This window comes from Halochromatium sp. NSM3, assembly GCF_059621085.1.
Genome location: NZ_JCAQIA010000016.1, coordinates 1 through 17,530, shown reverse-complemented (window position 1 = coordinate 17,530; position 17,530 = coordinate 1). Strand labels below are relative to the sequence as shown.

At 63.1% G+C, this 17,530-nt stretch carries 18 protein-coding genes and 1 tRNA gene; 6 read left to right on the top strand and 13 right to left on the bottom strand.

Annotation, left to right across the window (positions count from 1 at the left end):
• Positions 1–24 precede the first annotated feature (24 nt).
• From apaG to cutA, 12 genes are all read right to left on the bottom strand, one after another.
• Positions 25–417, bottom strand: a complete 393-nt coding sequence (apaG, locus tag AC54T3_RS08600; RefSeq protein ID WP_496624002.1) for a Co2+/Mg2+ efflux facilitator ApaG/CorD — start codon at positions 415–417, stop codon at positions 25–27.
• Positions 418–463: 46 nt separating this feature from the next.
• Positions 464–1,240 carry an acyl-ACP--UDP-N-acetylglucosamine O-acyltransferase gene (gene lpxA / locus AC54T3_RS08595; protein ID WP_496624000.1) on the bottom strand — a complete coding sequence of 259 codons (777 nt, stop codon included), beginning with the start codon at positions 1,238–1,240 and terminating at the stop codon, positions 464–466.
• Positions 1,241–1,275: 35 nt separating this feature from the next.
• Complete coding sequence (purH, locus tag AC54T3_RS08590) at positions 1,276–2,856, bottom strand: bifunctional phosphoribosylaminoimidazolecarboxamide formyltransferase/IMP cyclohydrolase (RefSeq protein ID WP_496623998.1); 1,581 nt, start codon at positions 2,854–2,856, stop codon at positions 1,276–1,278.
• Between the two features lie 47 nt (positions 2,857–2,903).
• Entirely contained in the window at positions 2,904–3,182 is a 279-nt protein-coding gene (locus AC54T3_RS08585; RefSeq protein WP_496623996.1) for a helix-turn-helix domain-containing protein, read from the bottom strand.
• Positions 3,183–4,241 carry a tRNA dihydrouridine synthase gene (locus AC54T3_RS08580; RefSeq protein WP_496624100.1) on the bottom strand — a complete coding sequence of 353 codons (1,059 nt, stop codon included), beginning with the start codon at positions 4,239–4,241 and terminating at the stop codon, positions 3,183–3,185.
• 97 nt (positions 4,242–4,338) lie between these two features.
• A complete protein-coding gene (gene prmA / locus AC54T3_RS08575) occupies positions 4,339–5,235 on the bottom strand; it encodes a 50S ribosomal protein L11 methyltransferase (RefSeq protein WP_496623994.1) in 897 nt (298 codons plus the stop codon).
• A 23-nt stretch (positions 5,236–5,258) separates the two neighbouring features.
• Positions 5,259–6,599 (bottom strand): acetyl-CoA carboxylase biotin carboxylase subunit, encoded by a 1,341-nt coding sequence (gene accC / locus AC54T3_RS08570; RefSeq protein WP_496623992.1) that lies wholly within the window; start codon positions 6,597–6,599, stop codon positions 5,259–5,261.
• The gene (gene accB, locus AC54T3_RS08565; RefSeq protein WP_496623990.1) at positions 6,596–7,045 is read right to left on the bottom strand and encodes an acetyl-CoA carboxylase biotin carboxyl carrier protein; all 450 of its coding nucleotides are present in this window, start codon (positions 7,043–7,045) and stop codon (positions 6,596–6,598) included. Before accB ends, accC begins: the two co-directional genes overlap by 4 nt.
• Positions 7,046–7,097: 52 nt before the next feature.
• Positions 7,098–7,544, bottom strand: a complete 447-nt coding sequence (gene aroQ, locus AC54T3_RS08560) for a type II 3-dehydroquinate dehydratase (RefSeq protein ID WP_496623989.1) — start codon at positions 7,542–7,544, stop codon at positions 7,098–7,100.
• Positions 7,545–7,814: 270 nt separating this feature from the next.
• Positions 7,815–8,381, bottom strand: a complete 567-nt coding sequence (locus AC54T3_RS08555; protein ID WP_496623988.1) for a TlpA family protein disulfide reductase — start codon at positions 8,379–8,381, stop codon at positions 7,815–7,817.
• Complete coding sequence (locus AC54T3_RS08550) at positions 8,378–10,723, bottom strand: protein-disulfide reductase DsbD (protein ID WP_496623987.1); 2,346 nt, start codon at positions 10,721–10,723, stop codon at positions 8,378–8,380. Before AC54T3_RS08550 ends, AC54T3_RS08555 begins: the two co-directional genes overlap by 4 nt.
• Positions 10,699–11,046, bottom strand: a complete 348-nt coding sequence (gene cutA, locus AC54T3_RS08545) for a divalent-cation tolerance protein CutA (protein WP_496623986.1) — start codon at positions 11,044–11,046, stop codon at positions 10,699–10,701. The genes AC54T3_RS08550 and cutA overlap by 25 nt, the downstream gene beginning before the upstream one ends.
• 209 nt (positions 11,047–11,255) lie before the next feature.
• Between cutA and AC54T3_RS08540 the strand changes: the two genes are divergently transcribed.
• The 6 genes from AC54T3_RS08540 (at position 11,256) to AC54T3_RS08515 (ending at position 15,907) form a co-directional block, all read left to right on the top strand.
• Positions 11,256–11,681 carry an FxsA family protein gene (locus AC54T3_RS08540; RefSeq protein ID WP_496623985.1) on the top strand — a complete coding sequence of 142 codons (426 nt, stop codon included), beginning with the start codon at positions 11,256–11,258 and terminating at the stop codon, positions 11,679–11,681.
• A 224-nt stretch (positions 11,682–11,905) separates the two neighbouring features.
• The gene (groES, locus tag AC54T3_RS08535; RefSeq protein ID WP_496623984.1) at positions 11,906–12,196 is read left to right on the top strand and encodes a co-chaperone GroES; all 291 of its coding nucleotides are present in this window, start codon (positions 11,906–11,908) and stop codon (positions 12,194–12,196) included.
• A gap of 63 nt (positions 12,197–12,259) precedes the next feature.
• Positions 12,260–13,903, top strand: a complete 1,644-nt coding sequence (groL, locus tag AC54T3_RS08530; protein WP_496623982.1) for a chaperonin GroEL — start codon at positions 12,260–12,262, stop codon at positions 13,901–13,903.
• A 204-nt stretch (positions 13,904–14,107) separates the two neighbouring features.
• Positions 14,108–14,959: a serine hydrolase gene (locus AC54T3_RS08525; RefSeq protein WP_496623981.1), complete on the top strand. Its 852-nt coding sequence runs from the start codon at positions 14,108–14,110 to the stop codon at positions 14,957–14,959.
• 14 nt (positions 14,960–14,973) lie between these two features.
• Complete coding sequence (locus tag AC54T3_RS08520; protein WP_496623980.1) at positions 14,974–15,744, top strand: type III pantothenate kinase; 771 nt, start codon at positions 14,974–14,976, stop codon at positions 15,742–15,744.
• Between the two features lie 87 nt (positions 15,745–15,831).
• A tRNA-Thr gene (locus AC54T3_RS08515) sits at positions 15,832–15,907 on the top strand.
• Positions 15,908–15,970: 63 nt separating this feature from the next.
• Here the strand turns inward: AC54T3_RS08515 and AC54T3_RS08510 are convergent.
• Positions 15,971–17,017 carry a tyrosine-type recombinase/integrase gene (locus AC54T3_RS08510; protein ID WP_496623979.1) on the bottom strand — a complete coding sequence of 349 codons (1,047 nt, stop codon included), beginning with the start codon at positions 17,015–17,017 and terminating at the stop codon, positions 15,971–15,973.
• Between the last annotated feature and the right edge of the window lie 513 nt (positions 17,018–17,530).

The following is a 17,530-nucleotide window of genomic DNA, read 5'->3' as shown; positions in this document are numbered from 1 at the left end:
CGAGTGGGCGTGGATGCGCGATCGTTAGTGCAAGGCGCTGCGATCACCGAGCGAGAACGGACGGATGACGGCATCGAAGCGGGTGCCGTCATCGGCGATCATGTCGTAGCTCCCATGCATGCTGCCGAGTGGCGTCGCGATCTGGGTACCGCTGGTGTACTCGAAGCGCTCCCCCGGCTGCAGATAGGGTTGCTCGCCAACCACGCCGGCACCCCGCACCTCCTGGGTCTTGCCGTTGGCATCGGTGACGATCCAATGGCGGTTCAACAGCTTTGCTGGAACCGCGCCGGTGTTGCTGATGGTGATGGTGTAGGCAAAGGTGAAACGGCCGCCGTCCGGATCGGATTGCTCCGGGAGATAGCGCGTCAGTGCTTGGACCTCGATCTGGTAGCGTGCGTCGTTTTGGTAATGATCCATGGTGCTGGTCTTCGGGTGTGAGAGCAGGGGAGAAGCCGCAAGTCGGTCAACCGAAACCGGTGACGCCGCGCTCGGAGGCGCGGATGAACGCGATGATCTCATCGGTGTCGTCGCTCGGATAGCGCTGCTGGGCCTCGGCGAGCCCGTCCGCCAACCGGCGTCCGGAGCGGAAGATGACTCGATACACGGCCTTGATGCGGGCACGCTGCTCGGATGAAAAGCCATGGCGCTTCAGTCCCACCAGATTCAGGCCGACGATGACCGCACGCTGGCCGTTGGCGAGTACGAAGGGCGGGAGATCCTTGGTGACGCCAGTGAGACCGCCGATCATGGTGTAGGCGCCGATACGGGCGAATTGATGCACGGCGACCTGTCCCGAGACGAAGCAGTGGTGTGCCAATTCCACATGCCCGGCCAGTGTCGCGGTATTCGCGAAGATATTATCGTCGCCGACGAGGCAGTCATGGCCGGCATGGCTGTAGGCCATGAAATAGTTGCGGCTGCCGATGCGCGTGCCCCGGTCGCTTTTGATCCCACAGCTGATGTTGACGCATTCGCGAAAGCAGTTGTCGCTGCCGATGACCAACGGCCGCGCACGCTCCGGCGTGAAGCTCAGATCCTGCGGTTCGCTGCCGAGCGTGGCGCCATGACAGACGCGATTGCGCGGGCCGAGCCGGGTGCCGCTGTAGATGCGTACGCAGCTCTCGATGCGGCACTCGGCGCCGATCACGGCGCCCGCCTCGATCAGCGACCAGGGACCGATCTCGGCGCTCGGATGGATCTCGGCGCCGTCCTCGATGATCGCGCTGGGGTGTGCCGCCATCGGTTGAGTCCGGACTCCGTGCTCGTTGGTCGGGATTAGTGCCGGAAATGGCGCATGCCGGTGAACAGCATGGCGATCTCGTGCTCGTCGGCGGCGGCGATGACCTCGTCGTCGCGCATTGACCCGCCGGGCTGGATGACGGCGCGGATACCGGCCGCTGCGGCTTGATCGAGCCCATCGCGGAACGGGAAGAAAGCATCGGATGCCAGCACCGCGCCGTTCACCTCCAATCCAGCCTGTTCGGCCTTGATGCTGGCGATGCGGGCCGAGTTGATGCGGCTCATCTGGCCAGCACCGACGCCAATGGTCATGCCGTCGCGGGCATAGACGATGGCGTTGGATTTGACGAACTTGGCCACCCGCCAACCGAACAGCAGGTCTTGGCGCTCCGCCTCGGTTGGCTCACGCTTGGTCACGGTCTTGATCGCGCTGTTCAGCTCCAGGTCGGCCTCTTGCACCAAGAGTCCGCCGCGCACGCGCTTGAAGTCGCGATAGCGCTGACGCCCGGCCGGCCAGGGACCACAGCTCAGCAGGCGCACATTCTTCTTCGTCGCGACTGCGGTAATGGCGTCGTCGCTGATCTCCGGGGCGATGATCACCTCGACGAACTGGCGCGCGACGATGGCCGCCGCAGTCTCGCCATCAAGTCGCCGGTTGAAGGCGATGATGCCGCCGAAGGCCGATTCCGGATCGGTGCGAAAGGCGCGCTCATAGGCGTCGAGCAGGTGCTCGCCGAGCGCAACGCCACAGGGGTTGGCGTGTTTGACGATCACGCAGGCCGGCGCCTCGTCGAACTGCTTCACGCATTCGAGCGCGGCGTCGGTATCGGCGATGTTGTTGTAGCTCAGCTCCTTGCCCTGAAGCTGCTCAGCCGCAGCAACGCTCGCCTCGCAGCCGCCACGCCCAACATAGAAGGCGGCGGTCTGATGCGGGTTTTCGCCGTAGCGCAGGGCTTGGCGCTTGCGGAACTGCATGTTGAAGGTGCGCGGTAGATGCTCGGTCTGGCCCTCGGCCTGACCCTCCGGATGCTCGATGATCGCGCCCAAATAGTTGGCGATGGCGCCGTCGTAATGGGCTGTGTGTTCGAACGCGCGCACCGCCAGATCGAAGCGGGTCTGGTCATCGACCGCACCGCCGTTCGCGGCCATGGCGTCGAGTACGCGCTGATAATCAGCCGGATCGCAGACCACGCTGACATCGCGGTAGTTCTTGGCCGCAGCGCGGATCAGCGTCGGCCCGCCGATATCGATGTGCTCAATCGCAGTTGGCAGGTCGCAACCGGGGCGGGCGACGGTGTCCTCGAACGGATAGAGATTCACCACCACCAGATCGATCGGCCGAATCTCGTTCTCGCGCATGACCTGATCATCCTCGCCACGGCGCCCGAGGATGCCGCCATGGATGCGCGGATGCAGGGTCTTCACGCGCCCGTCCATCATCTCCGGGAAGCCGGTGTATTCGGCGACCTCGATCACCGGCACATCCTGCTCGATGAGCAGCCGGGCCGTGCCGCCGGTGGAGAGGATCTCCACACCCTGCTTGTTCAATGCGGCGGCGAAGGTGGCGATGCCGGTCTTGTCGGAGACGCTGATCAGCGCCCGTTTGATTGGTTTCATTCATCGTTCTCCAAGTGCGGCTCGCACTCGCCGCCACAGGCGCGCGGCTAAGGTGAGTCGGCGCTATGGTTGAGTTTCTTGCGCAGGGTGCCACGGCTGATGCCCAGGATCGCCGCAGCTGCGGATTGGTTGCCCTTGGTGTGCTCGAGCACGGCCTCGATCAGCGGCTGCTCGACCTCGTTCATGACCAAGCGATAAAGTCCATGGATCTCATGATTGCCCATGCTGTCGAGGTAACTGCGTATGGCGCCGAGCACGCATTCGCGCAGCAGCTCAGTGCGGTGCGACTCCGCTTCCGGCACCGCAAAGCCTTTTCCATCATTCATTCAATGGCTCCCGCCAGTTCGGGATGATGCCGCGCAGGCGCGCTCTGTGGCCGCGTCGGCGTCCTGTTGAAAGTATTCGCGCAGCAGCGCCTGTTGCTCCGCCGCCGCCGTAGCCGCCATCAAACGCGACCGCCAATGCTTGACCCCTGTGTCATTTTGGGAACCATTCCCGGAGCCGAGCGCGCGCAGGTACCAGCCGATGTGCTTGCGTGCGATCAATACGCCACGCGGCTCGCCGTAAAAACGGTAGAGCCGATCCAGATGCTCCATCAAGATCGCCCCGATCCAAGCGGGCGAAGGTGCGCTTGGCACCTCGCGGGTCGGGGCCGAGGGCGTATCGCTGGGTCTGCTGCTGGGCCAGTGCTCAGGGCCGGCGATGGCGCGTAGCGCCGTCGCCATGGCACCGAAGATCCACGGCCGGCCGAGCGCGGCACGTCCGATCATAATAGCATCGGCGCCGGTCGCGTTCAGCACCTGCAGCGCCTTGGCCGGACCGTCGATGTCGCCATTGGCCACCAACGGCAGCGCGCACTGATCGCGGATGCCGGCCAGGCTCTCGAATTCGGCCTCGCCGCGATAGCCGCAAGCGCGGGTGCGCCCGTGCACGCTGATGAGGCTGATCCCGCTGGCCTCGGCGATGGCGGCGATGCGTGGCAGATTGCGCGTGTGCGCTGACCAGCCGGTGCGCGTCTTCAGCGTCACCGGTACATCGACGGCGCGCACCACCGCCTCGAGGATGCGCCCGACCAGCACCTCATCGCGCAACAGCGCCGAGCCGGCGGCAATCTTGCACACCTTCCTCGCCGGGCAGCCGAGATTGATATCGATCAGCTCGGCGCCGCAGTCGACGTTAACGCGCGCGGCTTCGGCCATCTGTTGCGGATCGGCGCCGGCGATCTGCACCGCGATGGGACTGGGCTCGCCTTGGTGATCGCGACGCTCGCGGCTCTTGCGGGTGCCGCGCAATGCGGGATTGGCGGAGACCATCTCGGACACCGCGAGGCCGGCGCCGAGGGCTCGACAGAGGGTGCGAAAGGGTTGATCGGTGACGCCGGCCATCGGCGCTAGGAGCAGCCGATTGGGGATGCTGACCGAACCGATCTGCAACGGCGCTAGGAGCTTGGCGGCCTGAGCGGCGGTCTTGTCCAGCGCGGGCTTAGCCGACACTCCGTCGCCGACCACTGATCAGGAGCCAGCCCTCGCGCTCGAGCGGCGGCTCGAGCGCGAAATCGGCGCTATAGGCGTTGCTGATGGCCTCGGCCTGATGCGCGAGGATGCCGGAGAGGGCGAGCCGCCCCGCCGGCTTGGTCAGTCGCGCCAGGGTCGGCGCGAGTTCGACCAGGGGGCCGGCGAGGATATTCGCGACCAGCAGATCGGCCGCTTCCAGCGGCATCTGCTCGGGCGGGTGGACGCTCAGGCGATCAGCGACGGCATTGGCCGCAGCGTTTTCGAGCGTCGCCTCCAAGGCTTGCGGATCATGATCGATGGCGATGGCCCTAGCCGCGCCGAGCTTGAGCGCGGCGATGGCGAGGATGCCGGAGCCGCAGCCAACATCGATCAGGGTGTGGCCAGCGAGCGGCGCGCGATCGAGCCATTCGAGGCAGAGCGCGGTGGTCGCGTGATGACCGGTGCCAAAGGCGAGCCCGGGGTCGAGATCGATGATGACGGCGTCGGGCGCGTCGACGCGCTGGCCGCGCGGACAGACCCAGAGCCGCTCCCCGAACCGTTGCGGATGCAGATCCTCGAGCCAGACGCGTTCCCAAGGGCGGTCATCGAGCCGATGCAGCGTCGGTGGCACGAGGCATTGGGTGGCCAGCGCCTCGGCTGATGCCTCGGCCCGCATACTGCCGGTTGGATCATCCTCGAACAGGGCCGTGATGCGCAGTTGCCGCCAGAGTGGTGTCGCGCCCGGTGCCGGCTCTAGGACATCATCGAGGCCATCGCCGCCGCCCTCGTCCAGGGTCACCGCGAGCGCGCCGGCGTTCTCCAGCGCGGCCTCAAGCAACGGTGCGTTGTCACGGTCCGCCAGCAGTTCGAGTTCGATCCAGGCCATGGGCGATGTCAGCAACGCAGCGGTCAGAGACCGAGCTTCTTTTCGAGATAGTGGATATTGATACCGCCCTGTTGGAAGGCCGCGTCCTTCAACAACTGCCGATGCAGCGGGATATTGGTATTGATGCCCTCGATGATGGTCTCGCGCAGGGCGTTGGTCATCCGCGCCAGCGCCGCCTCTCGGTCTTCGCCGTGCGCAATGAGTTTGCCGATCATCGAATCGTAGTAGGGCGGGACCACATAGCCGGCATAGATATGGGTATCGATGCGCACGCCGGGGCCGCCCGGGGCGTGGAACTCCTCGATCCGCCCCGGGCTCGGCATGAAGGTCTCTGGATGTTCGGCATTGAGCCGGCATTCGATCGCATGGCCGCGCGCTACGATATCGTCCTGGCGATAGCGCAGGCGCTCACCGCCGGCGACGAGGATCTGCTCCTTGATCAAGTCGACACCGGTGATCATCTCGGTCACCGGGTGCTCGACCTGCACCCGCGTGTTCATCTCGATGAAGTAGAACTCCTCGTCTTGATAGAGGAACTCGAAGGTGCCGAGTCCGCGGTAGCCGAGGGTGCTGCAGGCCTCGGCGCAGCGCCGACCGATGCGCTCGCGCTGCTCGGGCGTGATACCTGGGGCTGGCGCTTCTTCGATTACCTTCTGATGGCGGCGCTGCATCGAGCAGTCACGCTCGCACAGATGGATGGCGTTGCCGTAGCTGTCGGCCAGCACCTGGAACTCCACATGACGCGGATTTTCCAGGTACTTTTCCATGTAGACGACATCGTTGCCGAAGGCCGCGCCAGCCTCGGCCTTGGTCAGCGAGATCGCGTTCAGCAGGGTCGCATCCGAATGCACCACGCGCATGCCGCGCCCGCCGCCGCCACCGGCGGCCTTGATGATGACGGGATAACCGATCTCGCGCGCGAGCTGCAACGTATGCTTGGCGTCATCGTCGAGCGGACCATCGGAGCCAGGCACGCAAGGCACGCCGGCCTGCTTCATGGCGCGGATCGCCGAGACCTTGTCCCCCATGAGTCGAATGGTATCCGGCTTCGGGCCGATGAACACAAAGCCAGAGCGCTCGACGCGCTCGGCGAAATCGGCATTCTCCGAGAGAAAACCGTAGCCTGGATGAATGGCGACGGTGTCGGTGACCTCGGCCGCGCTGATGATCGCCGGGATGTGCAGATAGCTGTCGCGCGATTGCGCCGGGCCGATACAGACCGATTCATCGGCCAGCAGCACATGCTTGAGATCACGATCGGCGACGGAATGCACGGCGACGGTCTTGATGCCGAGCTCACGGCAGGCGCGCTGGATGCGCAGCGCGATCTCGCCGCGATTGGCAATGAGGATCTTCTCGATCATTCGACCACGAACAGCGGTTGGTTATATTCGACGGGCTGACCGTTCTCCACCATGATCTTCTTGACCACGCCGGCCCGCTCGGACTCGATCTGGTTGAGGATCTTCATCGCCTCGATGATGCAGAGGATATCGCCGACCTTGACTTCCTGGCCCTCCTCGACGAATGCCTTGGCGCCGGGCGAAGGGGACCGATAGAAGGTGCCGACCATCGGCGAGCGCGCGATGCAGGCGTCGTCGATCTCGGGGCTGCTCGGTGGCACCGGCACGGGTGCCGCAGCGCCCATGCCGGTGCCAGGGGCTGGTGCCGCCGCCGGCATCATGAACTGGGGTGCTCCACTGCCATGGCGGCTGATGCGCACGGATTCTTCGCCCTCGTGAATCTCGATCTCGGCGACGTTCGACTCATCGAGCAATTCGATCAGCTTTTTGACCTTGCGGATGTCCATGACAGGTATTCTTCTCGCCGTGGATGGATGCTTATGTGCCTGAATGCCGCTCTCAGCGGGCCGTGCCGAGCCGAGCCAGGGCCGCCGTCAGCGCCAGGCTGTAGCTCTGTGTCCCCAGCCCGCTGATGACGCCCTCGGCGATATCCGAGAAGTATGAATGGGCTCGGAACGGCTCGCGCGCATGCACGTTGGACAGGTGCAGTTCGATGAACGGGATGCGCACCGCCAGCAGCGCGTCTCGCAGCGCGATGCTGGTATGGGTGAAGGCCGCTGGATTGAACAGGATGAAGGCGACGCCTTCGCTGCCCGCGCAGTGGATCGCATCGATCAGCGCATGCTCGGCATTGCTCTGAACCATCCGCAGCTCATGGCCTGCGGCGTCAGCGCTCGCAACGAGTGCCTCACCGATGTGCTCTAACCCGTGGTGCCCGTAGATGTCGGGCTCGCGTGTGCCGAGCAGGTTCAGGTTCGGTCCATTCAAGCAAAGGATCTTGGCCATAACAGCGGGCGAAAACGCGTCTATCGGCAGCGAACCGTCGAAAACAGGGTCGTTCAGGCATTCTTGGATTGTCAGCCGACAGGGTACGGCATCAGGCGCCAATTTACAAAGGCGTTATCGCCTTCTCGTCGGCGAAGACCACGGGATCGACGCTGTTGGATGCCTGTTACAGGCTGTTCTGGCTGGCGCCCGGCCGGTACTCGGCTGCTACTCGACTGGCGCGTGCCCCGGCTGGTGCTCAACTTGCACCTGGCGCTTGGCACCTGGCGATCAGCCGTTGCCGGGCAGTAGCGGTTCGACCTCGCTCTCGAGCAGGGCGGCATCGAGTTCGCCGAGGTAGCTGAAAACGCGCCGCCCGAGGGCATCGAAGACCACCGTGAAGGGCAGCCCACCGGTGCGATTTCCGAGCCCCCGCGCGAGGGCGACGCTATCCAAGCCGCCGAGCAAGATCGGATAGCGTACTGGGTGGTCATCAAGAAAAGTGGATACTTCGTCCGCGCGGTCGATGGCGATCCCCACCACCTGAAGCCCCTGGTTGCCATGGACCTGCTGCCACTCATCGAGCAACGGCATCTCACGCACGCAGGGTGGGCACCAGGTAGCCCAGAAATTCAGTACCACCACCTTGCCCGCCCAGCGACTGCTGTTGATCTCATGGCCCTGGAGGTCCGAGAGCTGCAGGTCGGGGAGGGTGTCGAGCACGCCCTGAAGGGCGCCGCTGCGGCGCTGCTCGGCCGAGTATTCATCGCGATCGAACCAGCGCTCGCCAAACAGCGCCAGCCCGATGCTGACCGATCCGGCCAACACCGTGACAGCGAGAACCTTGGCGGCCTTCACTGGTCGAACCCGTTCAGGTGCGCGGCGAACTCCTCGGCCGGCACGAAACCGACCAAGCGCCAACCGCGCTGCTCCTGCCCCTCGGCGTCGAAGAACAACATCGCCGGTGGCCCAGGGATGCCGAAGCGCTCCTGCATCAGCGCTTTATCGGCGGCATCGTTGGCGGTGACATCGGCCTGGAGCAGCACATAGCGCTCCATCGCCTGTTGCACGGCCGGGTCCGGGAAGGTGTAGCGCTCCATCTCCTTACAGGACACGCACCAATCGGCGTAGAAGTCGAGCATCACCGGCTTGCCCTGGGCCTGAGCCTCGGCCACCGCCTGATCCAGGTCGGTCACGGTCTTGATGGGCTCGAACGGCGGATGCGCGGCCACCGCCCCTTGTCCGCCCACCGCTGGCGCCAGGCCGCGCAGCGGTTGGATGGTGTCCTTGCCACCGGCGGCAGCGCCGATCAGCATCAGCACGCCATAGAGTAGCAGGGCGACGCCGAGCGACTTCCACAGTTTGGACCAGCCGCTGGCCTCCGGCCCATGTTGGGTGAGGGCGCCGAGGTAGACACCGGAGCTGATCAACAACAGACCCCAGAGCACCATCGCGAAGGCGGCCGGGATGACCCGCTCGACCAGTAGCACGGCCACCGCCAGCAGCAGCACCCCGAACACCGCCTTGACCGCATCCATCCAAGCGCCGGCGCGTGGCAGCAGCTTGCCGGCCGAGGTGCCGATGGCGAGCAAGGGCGCGCCCATGCCGAGACCGAGGCCGAGCAGGGCGAAGAAGCCGAGCACCGCATCGCCAGTCTTGCCGATGAAGATCAGCGCGCCCATCAGCGGCGGCGCCACGCAGGGGCCGACGATCAGCGCCGAGAGCGCGCCCATGATCGCCGCGCCGGTGAGGGTGCCGCCCTGCTGCTTATTGCTGAGCTGGGTGAGCTTGGTCTGGACGCTGCTCGGCAATTGCAAGTCGTAGAAGCCGAACATCGACAGCGAGAGCGCGACGAAGATGGCGGCGAAGGCGCCGAGCACCCAAGCATTCTGGAAGGTGGCCTGCAGATTGGCGCCGAACAGCCCGGCAATGACGCCAACGATGGCATAGGTGAGCGCCATCGCCAGCACATAGGCGAGCGAGAGGAAGAAGGCCTTGCGCGTGGTGAGGCTGTCGCCCTGGCCGGCGATGATGCCGGAGAGGATCGGGATCATCGGGAACACGCAGGGCGTGAACGAAAGCAGCAGGCCGAGCACGAAGAAGATGGTCATGGCGCCAAAGATGCCAGTATCGGCGAGGCGCGCGGCGATCTGATCCTGCTCCGAGACGCGCTCCGGCGCCGCCGATGCGCTCGCATCCGTGCTCTGGCTGGCCGGTTTTGGATCGTTTGGGTCGGTCTCTGTGAGGGCGACCGTGGTCACCGCTGGCGGTAGCGCGAGCCGCCGCCGATCGGTGACGGGCGGGTAGCAGATGCCGCGATCGGCGCAGCCCTGGTAGGTGGCGACCAAGGTGATCTCGGTTGCCTCCTCACTGCCGCGCAGCAGCGGCACGCTGAGTTCGACATCGCCATGATAGATGGCCACATCGCCAATCGTGCCGTCGGGGCGCACGGTCTCGGACTTGATCTCGGCCGGTGGCAGTTCATAGCGGCCGAGCCGCACGCCCTCGGCATCCTCGAGCCTGAGTTCGATCTTCTCTTCGTAGAGATAGGTCTCGGGCGCGATGCGCCAGCGTAATGCGAGGGTTTGAGGATCTTCGACGCGGGCATCGAGCTGGAACGCCTCTTCGGCCGGGAGGATGTCGTCCTCGAAGCCGAAACCGAGCGACTGGGGCGCGGCCTCTTCAACGGCGGCGAGGCGCGGCAGCGCCAGCGCTAGGCGCTGGCGCTGTGGCGGGTAGCAGAACCCGGCGTCGGCGCAGCCTTGTGACTGGACTTCGAGACGTACCTCTTCGCCGGCCTCTGCGTCGCGCTGGAGCGCCAGCTTGGCCTCGACGCGGTCGCGGTAGATCGTCACCTCGCCGAAGAACGGATCATCCTTGGTCTCTGCGGGCGGCAGTTCGGCCGGGCCGAGTTCGACCCCCGGCGTCTTGCTCTCGAAGCGGAACTTGGCGCCATACAGGTAATAACCGGGCTCGATCTCCCAGCTCACGCTGATCTGTTCCGGGCTTTCAGCCGCGCCGCTGATGCGGAACGCCTGATCCGGTTGCAGGAAGTCATCCTCGGCCGTGCTGGCCATGGGCAGGGCGAGCCCGAGCCCGAGGAGGAGCAGCAGAAAACCGAGGCCACGCCGGAGGTGGTTCAGGCGAGCGTGGCGCCGATGGCGCCCTAGACCTGTCAGTGGTGGTTGTTCGCGGTACATTGGCGGACCCAATCCAGATAGTGCGTGTTGCCGGTAGTGATCGGGTGGCTGATCACCTCGGGGACGTCATAGGGATGAAGCGTCTCGATCCGTGCCGCAAGGGCGGCGACGCGGGCCTGGGTGGTTTTGATGAGCAGCAGCACCTCGGTATCGGTTTCGATCCGTGCCTGCCAGCGATAGACCGAGACCAGTCCTGGCAGCACATTGACGCAGGCGGCGAGATGTTCGGCGACGAGCGTTCGCGCCAGCGACTGAGCCGTGTCGGTATCGGGGCAGGTGCAGTAGCTGAGATAGACCTGTTCAGGGTCGGGGTGAGTTCCCATGGCGCTGAATCCGAGAAGCTGAACTATGAGTGAGAAAAAAGGGGAAAATGATCTGTTCACCGATGCGCGCTTGCCGCGCACGGGTGCATAGCCTAACGGAAACCGAGCGACGCGGCCGCAGTGGTTTGAATCGGAGAAATCCGCACAAAACTGCGGGAAATAGCGTCGGCTCGACGACAAACCAACGCCCAACCAGCGAGACCTGACTTATGTGGCTTTTCCTTCTTCTCTTCGTCATGGCGCCGCTGATCGAGTTGTACTTCCTGATCCAGGTCGGCTCGATCATCGGTGCGCTCCCCACGATCCTGCTGTCGATCCTGACTGCGGTGATCGGCGGTTATCTAGTGCGTATGCAGGGCCTGACAGTGCTGATGCGCGTACGCTCGACCATGGATCGCGGCGAGACGCCGGCACTTGAACTCTTGGACGGGGCCGTGCTTTTGCTCTGCGGTTTCGCGTTGATGCTGCCGGGATTCATCACCGATGTGGTCGGCTTCGCGTTGCTGGTGCCTGTCTTGCGGCAGGCACTGATTCGCCGGTACATCCGCGTCGTGCCCGTCGAGAGCGAGGCAATCCTGCGCCAGGAGGAGACGCAGCGCCGAACCATCGAAGGCGACTGGCGACGCGACGACTAAGGTCGCCTCCGCCCCGATTGGCCGTTGCGGCATGCACGAAAGTGCAACTGCCCCTTGACACAGCGCGGGCGCCGCCTATTATTAGCACTCGCTCGATATGAGTGCTAACACCCAACCGCCATGGTTGGTTGTAAACGGCACCAATAGCTTCGACACCGGCGTCGGGCACCGTCCCGTCTCGGTCTTTTACCGCAACTATTCAGCAACCCTGAGGACTACCACACATGAAAATTCGTCCCTTGCATGACCGCATCGTGGTTCGTCGCATGGAAGAGGAGCGCACCTCCGCCGGCGGCATCGTGATCCCGGATTCGGCCGCCGAGAAGCCGATCCAGGGCGAGGTCATCGCCGTTGGTAACGGCAAGATCATGGACAACGGCGACACCCGCAACCTCGACGTGAAGGTCGGCGACAAGGTGCTCTTCGGCAAGTATTCCGGCACCGAGGTCAAGCTCGATGGTGATGACTTCCTCGTCATGCGCGAGGAAGACATCATGGGCGTCATCGAAGGCTAAGCCACGCCCGCCGTCTCATAAGATTTATTCGCATTTAACAGATTTGCTCGAGGAAACAACGCGATGAGCGCAAAAGAAGTCAAGTTCGGCCTAGATGCCCGTAACCGTATGGTCGAGGGTGTCAACATCCTGGCCAACGCCGTGAAGGTCACCCTGGGCCCCAAGGGCCGTAACGTAGTGCTGGAGAAGTCCTTCGGCGCCCCGACCGTCACCAAGGACGGCGTCAGCGTCGCCAAGGAGATCGAGCTTTCCGATAAGTTCGAGAACATGGGCGCGCAGATGCTCAAGGAAGTTGCCTCCCAGACCAGCGATATCGCGGGCGACGGCACCACCACCGCGACCGTGCTGGCTCAGGCGATGGTCCGCGAGGGCATGAAGGCGGTTGCTGCCGGCATGAACCCGATGGACCTCAAGCGCGGTATCGATAAGGCGGTCACGGCTGCGGTCAGCGAGCTGAAGAACCTGTCCAAGCCGTGCTCCAACAACAAGGAGATCGCCCAGGTTGGCACCATCTCCGCCAACTCCGACGACTCGATTGGCGAGATCATCGCCGAGGCGATGGAGAAGGTCGGCAAGGAAGGTGTCATCACCGTTGAAGAAGGCAAGTCGCTGCACAACGAACTCGATGTCGTCGAGGGCATGCAATTCGACCGCGGCTACCTGTCGCCGTACTTCATCAACAACCAGCAGAGCCAGACCGCTGAGCTGGAAGACCCCTTCATCCTGCTGCACGATAAGAAGATCTCGAACATCCGCGATCTGCTGCCCGTGCTCGAGGCGGTTGCCAAGGCCGGTCGTCCGCTGATGATCGTCGCCGAGGACATCGAGGGCGAGGCGCTGGCCACCCTAGTCGTGAACTCGATCCGCGGCATCATCAAGGTCTGCGCGGTCAAGGCACCGGGCTTCGGCGATCGTCGCAAGGCCATGCTGCAGGATATCGCCATCCTCACCGGCGGTACCGTGATCTCGGAAGAGGTCGGTCTGTCGCTCGAGAAGGCCACGTTGAACGAGCTGGGCTCGGCCAAGCGCGTGCAGATCAGCAAGGACGAGACCACGGTCATCGACGGCGCCGGCTCCGATTCCGAGATCAAGGGTCGTTGCGATCAGATCCGCGCTCAGGTCGAGGAGACCACTTCCGACTACGACCGTGAAAAGCTCCAAGAGCGTCTGGCCAAGCTGGCTGGTGGTGTCGCCGTGATCAAGGTCGGTGCCGCGACCGAGGTCGAGATGAAGGAGAAGAAGGCGCGCGTCGAGGACGCCCTGCACGCCACCCGTGCGGCCGTCGAGGAAGGCATCGTTGCCGGCGGTGGGGTTGCCCTAGTGCGTACGCTGACCAAGATCCGAGGCACCCTAACCGGTGTCAACCACGACCAAGATGCCGGCATCAAGATCGCGCTGCGTGCGATGGAAGAGCCGCTGCGTCAGATCGTCATGAATGCGGGTGACGAAGCATCGGTGGTGCTGAACAAGGTGGCCGAGGGCGAAGGCAACTACGGCTACAATGCGGCCACCGGCGAGTACGGCGACCTGGTCGACATGGGTATCCTAGACCCGACCAAGGTCACCCGCACCGCGCTGCAGAATGCCGCGTCGATCGCTGCCCTGATGATCACCACCGAAGCCATGGTGGCCGAGGAGCCGAAGGACGAGCCATCCATGCCGGGCGGCGGCGGCATGGGCGACATGGGTGGCATGGGCATGATGTAAGCGCTAAGCCCTGAACCCAGCGCGGCTGCCGCTGGCCTTGCGGCTAATGCAGCCGCTGTTGTGATGATAGAAGGGCCCCGCTTCGGCGGGGCCTTTTTGCATCTGTGGAATCTGCGCCATACTCTTAAGCGATCCGCGCTTGCCTCTAATCGATTCCCCTAGGGTTGTCTATAGATGCCTTCTCGTTGTCCATCCAGGTTCGTTGTGTTCGTTGTGCTGCTGCTCTGCGCGCTCGGGGGGCAGGCGGCGGGGCCAGAGATCCACTCGGGCGTGGCCTTGATCATTGATCATGAGGGCAATCGGTTGTTCGAGCGCAATGCCACCGAGGTCCGACCAATTGCCTCGATCACCAAGCTGATGACGGCCATGGTGGTAATTGACGCCGAGGTTCCGCTCGAGGACCGCATCACCATCACCGAGGCCGATCGCGACCGGCTGCGTTGGAGCCGCTCGCGGCTGCTCATTGACGAGGCCACGCTGTCACGCCTAGAACTTTTGCACACCGCGTTGATGTCGTCCGACAATCGTGCGGCGGCGGCCTTAGGACGCACGACCTTCGCCGGCGGCACGCCGGCCTTCGTCGCCGCCATGAACGAGAAGGCGAGGGCGCTCGGGATGCAGCAGACCACCTTTGCCGACGCCAGCGGGCTTGACGGCGGCAACCAGTCCACCGCCGAGGATCTGGTGCGCTTGCTCAACGCTGCGGCGCGTTACCCGCTGATTCGCGAGATCACCGCCACCGGCGAGACCAGCCTCCGCCCGCATGCCACCCGTCCCCCCCTGCAGTACCGCAACACCAATCCACTCACCCGCGATGAGCGCTGGACGGTCGAACTCTCGAAGACCGGTTATCTCAACGAGGCCGGGCGCTGTCTGGTGATGCAGGCCGTGATCGAGAATCGGCGTGTCTACGCCATCTTTCTCAACGCCCAAGGCAAACTGACGCCGATGGGCGATGCCAATCGGCTGCGGCTTTGGCTGCAGGAAGCCGGCGAGCTGAAGACGAAAAGCCTGAGTGCGCATAAGAGCGCGCAGACGGGCGCACACCGGGATTGAGCAGGATGGCGACCGTGACACTCCTCATCGAGATCGGCAACACCAGCCTCAAGTGGGCGTTGCTCGAGGGCACCGCGCTTGGGCCGATGGCCGCCGCGCGTCACTTCAGCGGGCTGCCCATTGATGTGCTTGCCAACTGGGAAGCGCTTGGGCGGGTTGAGCGCGTACTGGCTGCCAGCGTGGGCCCCGAGCCAGTGCTGGAAGCCGTGCGTGCCACCGTGGCAGCTTATTGGCAATGCCCGCTGCAGCGGATCGAGCCGGTAGCACAGGCACATGCCGTGCGGATCGCTTACGCCGATCCCCAGCGCTTGGGCGTAGACCGTTTTCTCGCCTTGATTGGTGCCTATTGGCTCGAGCGCCGCGAACCCGAATGTGCTCCTGAGCATGTGACCGGGCGTGAGCGGGGGACGCTGATTATCGATGCCGGCACCGCGATCACCTTCGACGGGCTGCTTGCCGACGGCACCCATCTCGGCGGTCAGATCCTGCCTGGCATCAACCTACTGCGCACGAGCCTGCTCCAAGGCACCCGCTTGCCACCGCATCAAACCCAAGACCAAACGGCGCAGTGGGGACAGGATACTGGCCCGGCCATCACCGCCGCTAGCCTGCATGCACCGGCCGCCCTTGGCGAGCGATTGCGCGAGACGCTTGGGCACGAAACGGGCCGTGCTCCCAGGGTGATCCTCACCGGTGGCGATGCCGAGCGCCTCGCCCCGCTGTTTAAGGCTCCGGTTCAGCTGCAACCCGACCTGGTTCTGCGTGGCCTCGCGCGCTTTGGCTGACTGGCGGGCAGTTTGTCAGTCTCAACGCATTGAGTCGCGCCCCGACCTGGCTTACACTTTCGGATTCTGGATATCCTCACGCGCATCGCTGGCGTAGCTCAGTCGGCAGAGCAGCTGATTTGTAATCAGCAGGTCGTCGGTTCGAATCCGTCCGCCAGCTCCATTTTTCAAGCACTTACGGCGATTCTGGGGGTTGCCCAGAATCGACCGTGACTAAAACGTGACGTTAGCGGTCGAGGATATCCACCGCTCGCCTCACGTTATCCGGGGCAAGGTGAGCATACTTCTCAGTCATCGTGATCGAGCTATGCCCCAGCAAATCCCGGATTTCCTCTAGCGGTCTACCTGCTGAGGTCAACCAAGCGGCACACGTGTGACGTAGATCATGAATCCGAAAATTCGTGATCTTGGCTGCATGAAGAGCCGTTGCAAAGCTCTTCTTCACGCTTGCAATCCGCTCTCCAGCCTTGTTACAGAACACCCAAGGGCTGCTAGGGCAGTGTTCGTCACGGAATGCCTGCCGAGCAACCAACGCCTGATAAGCGGCCTTGTTCAACGGCACAGAACGTCGTTTCGCCGTTTTCGTATGCTGGCCTTCAAGAAAGATCAGCCGATGCTCCAGGTCCACCCGTGACCACTCCAGTCCTAACATTTCCTGTAACCGGCAACCCGTGTTCAGCGCTAGCCGGATGAAGTCTGCAAGATAATGTGCCTTGACAGACTTCTTTGCTTCAGCGATCAGCGTTTCCGCTTCTTGCTTTGTAATCCAGCGAATCCGAGCCTCCGGTTCCTTTAACTTTCGGCCTTTCGTCGGATTCGGCAACGCTTCTGAAAAATCCCTGTTATACAGATTAATCGCTGCTGACAGTAACGCCAGCTCCCGGTTGATCGTTGCGCTTTTAACCGCTTCACGCTGCCTGCGAGCAATATGTTCACGAACAGCGGTTGACGTTAACAAGCGCATATCTTCGCCTGCTAAACTTGCCCGAAGACGTTTCGTATGCAGAAGATCGTCACGGTGACTGCGTTTGCTTTCCTTTTCGCTGAGAAAGTGCTCCAACACCATCTCAAAGGTCACTAGAGCTGGAGCATCCCACTGACGTTCCTGATGAGCCTGTAACTTCCATTTCGCTAAGAGCGCTTCCGCTTCTTTGCGGGTTTCTGTGCCAGTCGAGCATCTAATCCTTTTGCCGCTTGCGTCGGTGTAGCTTGCCCACCATTTCTGCGAGTCCGTCCGCTTGTAGAGTCCGTCCTTGTCGTTTCGCCTTGCCATTGCTTCACTCCAGGGTTGGAGTTACGCATAGCCGATCCCTTATTGACATCATACACCGGATCGCGCAAGCTATCAACATAGCGCTCAATCGACTGAACAACGATTCGCGGAGTCTTTAGAGTGGGATAGACACGCTCGATCACGCCTTGATCAACAAGACGACGCACCTGCCTCTTACTCACGCTAAGCATTTCCGCTGCAACGGCGTAATTGACAAGATAAGGTTGAATCATGGGATCGGTCACACGTAAAGATTTCAGATAAAAACCCGGCGGACCTGTTGCCGCCTCATCTGACCTTTACGGATTTTGACGAATCGATTTTTTGATCAAAAAGCCAGTAAGATTGCACTGGAATTTTTTCATCAAAAAGTTTTTGATCCCTTCAGCCTGAAGGTTCTTCAGATTGATTTCACGGGTTCAGCATCTGATGTTGATCTTGATGTTTGAGCTGTTGAACAGCCCTTTTAAGGTGACCGTCGAGAACGGGCTGCCGCTTGCGCCAAGAGTTTAG